The sequence below is a fragment of the Rhodoferax sp. genome (genome assembly GCF_010365055.1).
Classification (GTDB): Bacteria; Pseudomonadota; Gammaproteobacteria; order Burkholderiales; family Burkholderiaceae_C; genus Rhodoferax.
Window position 1 is genome coordinate 1 of record NZ_JAAFHA010000159.1, and the last position, 5,184, is coordinate 5,184.

At 55.9% G+C, this 5,184-nt stretch carries 5 protein-coding genes and 1 pseudogene; 2 read left to right on the forward strand and 4 right to left on the reverse strand.

The features are described 5' to 3' along the window. From GZ093_RS20065 to GZ093_RS20075, 3 genes are all read right to left on the reverse strand, one after another. A partial coding sequence (locus GZ093_RS20065) for an FAD/NAD(P)-binding oxidoreductase (protein WP_296489433.1) occupies positions 1-921 on the reverse strand: 921 nt, incomplete at its 3' end. Between the two features lie 72 nt (positions 922-993). Continuing rightward, positions 994-1,374 carry a hypothetical protein gene (locus tag GZ093_RS20070; RefSeq protein WP_296489434.1) on the reverse strand — a complete coding sequence of 127 codons (381 nt, stop codon included), beginning with the start codon at positions 1,372-1,374 and terminating at the stop codon, positions 994-996. A gap of 162 nt (positions 1,375-1,536) precedes the next feature. Beyond that, on the reverse strand, positions 1,537-2,961 hold the full coding sequence (locus GZ093_RS20075) for an MFS transporter (protein WP_296489435.1): 1,425 nt from the start codon (positions 2,959-2,961) through the stop codon (positions 1,537-1,539). Positions 2,962-3,064: 103 nt separating this feature from the next. Here GZ093_RS20075 and GZ093_RS20080 point away from each other — a divergent pair, with 103 nt between their 5' ends. Further along, entirely contained in the window at positions 3,065-3,940 is an 876-nt protein-coding gene (locus tag GZ093_RS20080) for a LysR family transcriptional regulator (protein ID WP_296489438.1), read from the forward strand. Between the two features lie 44 nt (positions 3,941-3,984). Next, positions 3,985-4,191: pseudogene (locus GZ093_RS20085) on the forward strand (Tn3 family transposase); the annotation flags it as partial. Positions 4,192-4,265: 74 nt separating this feature from the next. Here GZ093_RS20085 and GZ093_RS20090 read toward each other — a convergent pair. Further along, a partial coding sequence (locus tag GZ093_RS20090; RefSeq protein ID WP_296489436.1) for a S16 family serine protease occupies positions 4,266-5,184 on the reverse strand: 919 nt, incomplete at its 5' end.

Sequence of the window (5,184 nt, forward strand, 5' to 3'; positions counted from 1 at the left end):
GTCCACGGTATCGCCCAGTACATAAACATTTTCCAGTCCAAGCACCTTCATGCTTTCGTGATCGGTAGGCAGCCATCCCTCGTCGTCTGCGGCCTCAGAGATGCCGGAGTCCCGCACCGCCTGCACCGCGCAGATCGGTGGTGTGGCCATCAGAATGTCAAAATTCTCTTCCTTTCCCTCGGCCGAGTAGGCCACTTTGGCCCCCGGGTCAACCCGATCCAGCGTGAAGCCGCGCTGGAACTTAATGCCGCGCTGATCAAAAATGGTGGGCAGAACTTCACAAGTGTCTTTCTGCAAAAACAGGCAGTTGCGCAGCAATTGGGACACCACGGGATAGGTATAAACAATCTCCACCTTGTCGCGCACACCCCGTTTGCGCAACATGTCGTCGAGCATCAAGGTGGTTTCGATCGGTGCAATACCGCATTGGTGCGGTACATTCGGAGTTTTAGGGAAGCTCACCGTGACAAAAATACGTCCCTTCTCGATTTTGCTGAGCTTGTCCGCCAACTGCCGCGCCGGGCCATGCTGGTAGAAATGGTCGCCCCCTTCCTTGAGGCCCTCGATGCGCTCCGGCGAAGGAATGCAACCGGTCGAAATCACCAAGTGGTCATAGCCAAAACTGCGCCCGCTCTTGCACCGTACCTGGTTGCTTGTGAAGTCAAAGCCTTCCACATCCTCCACCTGAAAATCAATCTCCGGACGCAGCAACCCACGCTGGGGGCGACGCAACTCATCACGGAAAAAACTATTAAAGGCCACATACATGAAGGCCGGCTTGTAATAGTGCCATGGCGAATTCGACAGCATGGTGACTTGCACTTTGCCGGAGCGTATTTCCGGATAAAGTTTGGTCACCAGATGGTTGGCAGTCATGGTGCCGCCAATACCCCCACCAATAATCAAAATTCGATGTGTCATACAGGTCTCCTTTGCGCTTCGTTAAAAATAGAACGAACATTCGTTCTGCGACTGAAAACAAAAAAATCGCACTCACGACTCCAGCGATTTCCAGGTGTTGACCCACAGTTCATCAAAATATTCATCCAGCGTGATAGGGATGATCCCATTCAGACGCAGGCACACCATGCGAATGGCACCACCATACATTATCACTGCGGCGACCCCGGGATTAATGGCACGGATCTCACCTTTGTCGATGCCGGCAAACACAAAGCCCCGCATACGGACAAAAGCAGATGCCGAGCAAATGGCTTTCTCTTTGGGTAAAAACTCACGATGTCGGGCGTGGATGACAAAAGCCATGACGTCGGGTTCGGCCTCCGTCAGATCGAAAAATATCTGAATAACCGCACGGCAACGCGCTTGCGCCGTCGAATGCTCTGCCTCGATCTCGTCGATCAAAACATTCATGTCCGCACAACAAACATTCTCACTTGATCTATTGCCGGAACTAAGCGAACGTCCGCTATTGGCCGCTGACCGCAAGTGGCGAGCATCAGAATCATTAGCAACTCAGATGTCATCTTCATGCAATGGCGCCGCCCCATAGCTGGAGCTTCGTCATTGCTCTGCTCAGACTTCGGAGGGTACTGGAGACACACTATTTTTACGGCATTTATCAAGGATTGGCGATTCTGGTTTCCTGATTCCAAAGAAACTCAGGATAATCCCAACGACCAATAGAACCACTGCAACGGCAATGGACACGTGCATGCCATGCATGAACAATTCCGGCGCCGCGTCCCGCACAAGAAATCCGAACACAGCAACACCCAGCATCCCGCCAATCTGCCGAGCTGAATTGAGGACACCAGCTGCAATGCCAGCGCGTGATAGATGAACCGAGGACAAGGTGGCATTGATCATGGTCGGAACCGTCAGCGCGATGCCACTGCCGGCCACGAGCATCGGGATGGCCAGCATCCAGTAGGAACTATCAGCGCTGATGGGCAGCAACAACAGATACCCGAAGGCGGCAAGCCCCAGCCCTGTCACTAGCAGGAATCTCGGGCCTGTCCGTGTGATCAACCGCCCGGCAAAGATGTTCATGACCATCAAGATGGCGGTCATCGGCAGAAATGCCAATCCCGTCTGTTGCGGTGAAAGGTGTTGCACAGACTGAAAGAACAAGCTGAAGACGAACACCAATCCGTAATAGGCAAAATTGACGATGACGCCCGCGATGGAGGCGACCGAGAATGTCGGGTTACGGAACAAGGAGAGCGGCAACATCGGTGCCGGACTGCGTGACTCCAGCCATAGGAATCCAATGGTGCTGAGTGCGGCTATTAGCAACCCAGCGCAGACCAGCGGATGAGCCCAGCCCAACCGACTGGCTTCGGTAAGTGCGGCAGTCAATGATGCAAGTGCAATCACGGCCGAAATTTGACCTGGCATATCCAAGCTACGTCCCGCTTGCCTAGTGGATGCCGACGCATAACGAAGGGTCAAGAACAATCCCAATAGTCCGATCGGAAGATTGATAAGGAAGATGCTGCGCCAGCCGATATGTGTGACCAGCAGGCCGCCGAGCACCGGTCCGGCCGCCAGCGCGACGCCCCCCGCCGCACCCCACCAACCGACGGCTCGACTGCGTTTCTCGGGCTCGGGAAAAGCCTGCTGCAGCATGGCCAGCGAACTTGGGACCAACAGCGCGGCACCCAACCCCTGCACGATGCGCGACAGAATCAGGATTCCCAGGGTAGGTGCCAAGCCACACGCCAGCGACGCGAGCGTGAAAATCGTGAAGCCCGCAGCAAAGATTCGTTTAGCGCCGAATCGATCACCCAGCGCGCCCGCCGTCAGCAACAAAGCTGCGAAGATCAGCGTGTAGGCGTTGATCACCCATTGCAAACCGGCTACATCGGTGTGGAAACCGGTACGCAAGGCCTCCAGTGCCACGTTGACCACGCTTACGTCTAGCAAAACCATGACAAAGCCCAGGCCAGCGGCTGCCAACGTACCGCGTTGCTGGCGGCTCATTGAAGGGATGTTCATCGTAAAAATCACCTTTCCAATAGAAGAGAACTCCGATGGTAGGCCGATGCAACCTGTGCGTAAATTCTATAAAATAGCACTTCATACTGGAGAAAACGCACAGATGTTCAATTGGGAAGACCTACGGCATTTCCTGGCAGTGGCCCGCACGGGCACCTTGTCGGGCGCTGCCCGTGACTTGAAGGTGGACCACGCCACCGTCAGCCGGCGATTGGTCGCGCTGGAGGATGATCTGCAGGTCCGCTTGGTTGAGCGGATGCCCCGTGCATGCCGGCTGACCGCTATTGGACAAACGATTTCTGAATTGGCCCAAAGCATAGAGGAAAACGCCTTCGCCATCGACCGCGCCATTCGCGCCAACCAATCTCCCTTGAGTGGCAAGGTCACACTTAGTGCCCCGCCGGTGCTCGTTGCCAGTTTCCTCGCCAAGTATCTGGCGGATTTCCGTCAGCGGCATCCTGGCATTCAGTTATCAGTTTCCGGCCAGGCACAGCAGGTCTCGCTAAGTCGGCGCGAAGCGGATTTGGCGATAAGACTCGTGCGACCGAAGGAATCCACCAATGTTGTGCGAAGGCTGGGGACAATGCCGTTCGCGCTGTACGCCAGTGGCGATTATGCCAACCTGGAGCGTCCTTCTGCTTGGGAATTCATCGCCTACGACGCCCAATTCGATGACATGCCCCAACAGCAGTGGTTGCGCCGAATTGCGGGGGAACGCCCCATCGCTTGTGAGATCAGCGACATCAACGGCCATCACGCAGCTGCACGGGCAAAAGCCGGTGTGGCAGGGTTACCCTGTTTTCTTGGGGATGCGGACCCGTCTTTACAGCGACTGACCTACGATGGCGATCCATTTGCTCGGGACATCTGGCTGGTGGTGCACCGCGACTTGAAGCGCGCTTCACCAATCCGGGCCGTCATGGACTTCCTCATCGAGACGGTAGAAAGCGATCCAGCATTCAGGTCAAAGGGGCGCTGAAGATGTCAACATATGGGGCTTATTGCCCATTTCCGCGCGAATCCTTGCGGTCACCCATTTACATGGATGCTGCTTTGAAGCACTTGCGCAAGGAAGGCTACTTGGTTCGTGATGAAGACATGGCGCGGCAGTCGCCACTTTCATACGGACACATTAGTATGCTGGGGCGCTACGCGTTCTCGGTGCCGGAAGCTGTTGCCAGGGGCGAGCTGCAGCCTTTGCGCAACCCGGCTGACAACATGGACTCATGACACCGGCTTAACTGCTTTTTCCGTTCCACTGCGTCCCAAACCCCATACACATCGGTATTGCATAAGTCCTAAATCTATAAGGTCAACGCTGCCCGCATGGCGTCATCAACGGTTTCCAGCCAGACGAATCTCAGCCGTGCCTGCGCATCCTGCGAAATTTCTTCCAGATCTTTTTTGTTGCGCAGCGGTAGCAGTACGGTTTTGATTCCTGCGCGCAGCGCGGCCAGCACTTTTTCCTTGACGCCGCCGACCGGCAACACCAAGCCGCGCAGGCTGATTTCTCCTGTCATGGCATGGTCGCTTTGCACCGCGCGGTTGGTGGCCAATGACGCCAGCGCGATGAACATGGCTACGCCGGCACTGGGCCCGTCTTTGGGGATCGCGCCGGCTGGTACATGTATGTGGATGTCAGTTTTGTCAAATAGATCGGGGTCGATCTGCAATTCTGCAGAGCGTGATTTGAGAAGTGTCAGTGCAGCTTGCGCGCTTTCTTTCATCACTTCGCCAAGCTGGCCGGTCAGTATCAATTTGCCGTGTCCCGGTGCGCGGCTGGCTTCGATAAACAGGATGTCGCCGCCCACCGGAGTCCAGGCCAGCCCGGTTGCAACGCCGGGAATGCTGGTACGCATGGCCAGTTCGCTCTCGAATTTGGCGGGGCCGAGAATGCTATGCAAATCGGCTTCTTCAATACGTACATGATCGGCCGTGCCTTCGGCAATGCGCATCGCGACATGGCGAAAGGTGTTGCCGATTTCGCGCTCCAGATTACGCACGCCGGCCTCACGCGTGTAATCGCTGATGATGGCGTCGATGGCGCCAGCTGTGATTTCGCACTGCTGCTTTTGCAAGCCGTTGGCTTCTAGCTGGCGCTGTATCAGATACCGCTGTGCAATCTGTGCCTTTTCCTGCTCGGTGTAGCCAGGCAAATGAATCACTTCCATGCGGTCGCGCAATGGGCTGGGAACGGTATCGAGCAAGTTGGCGGTACAGATG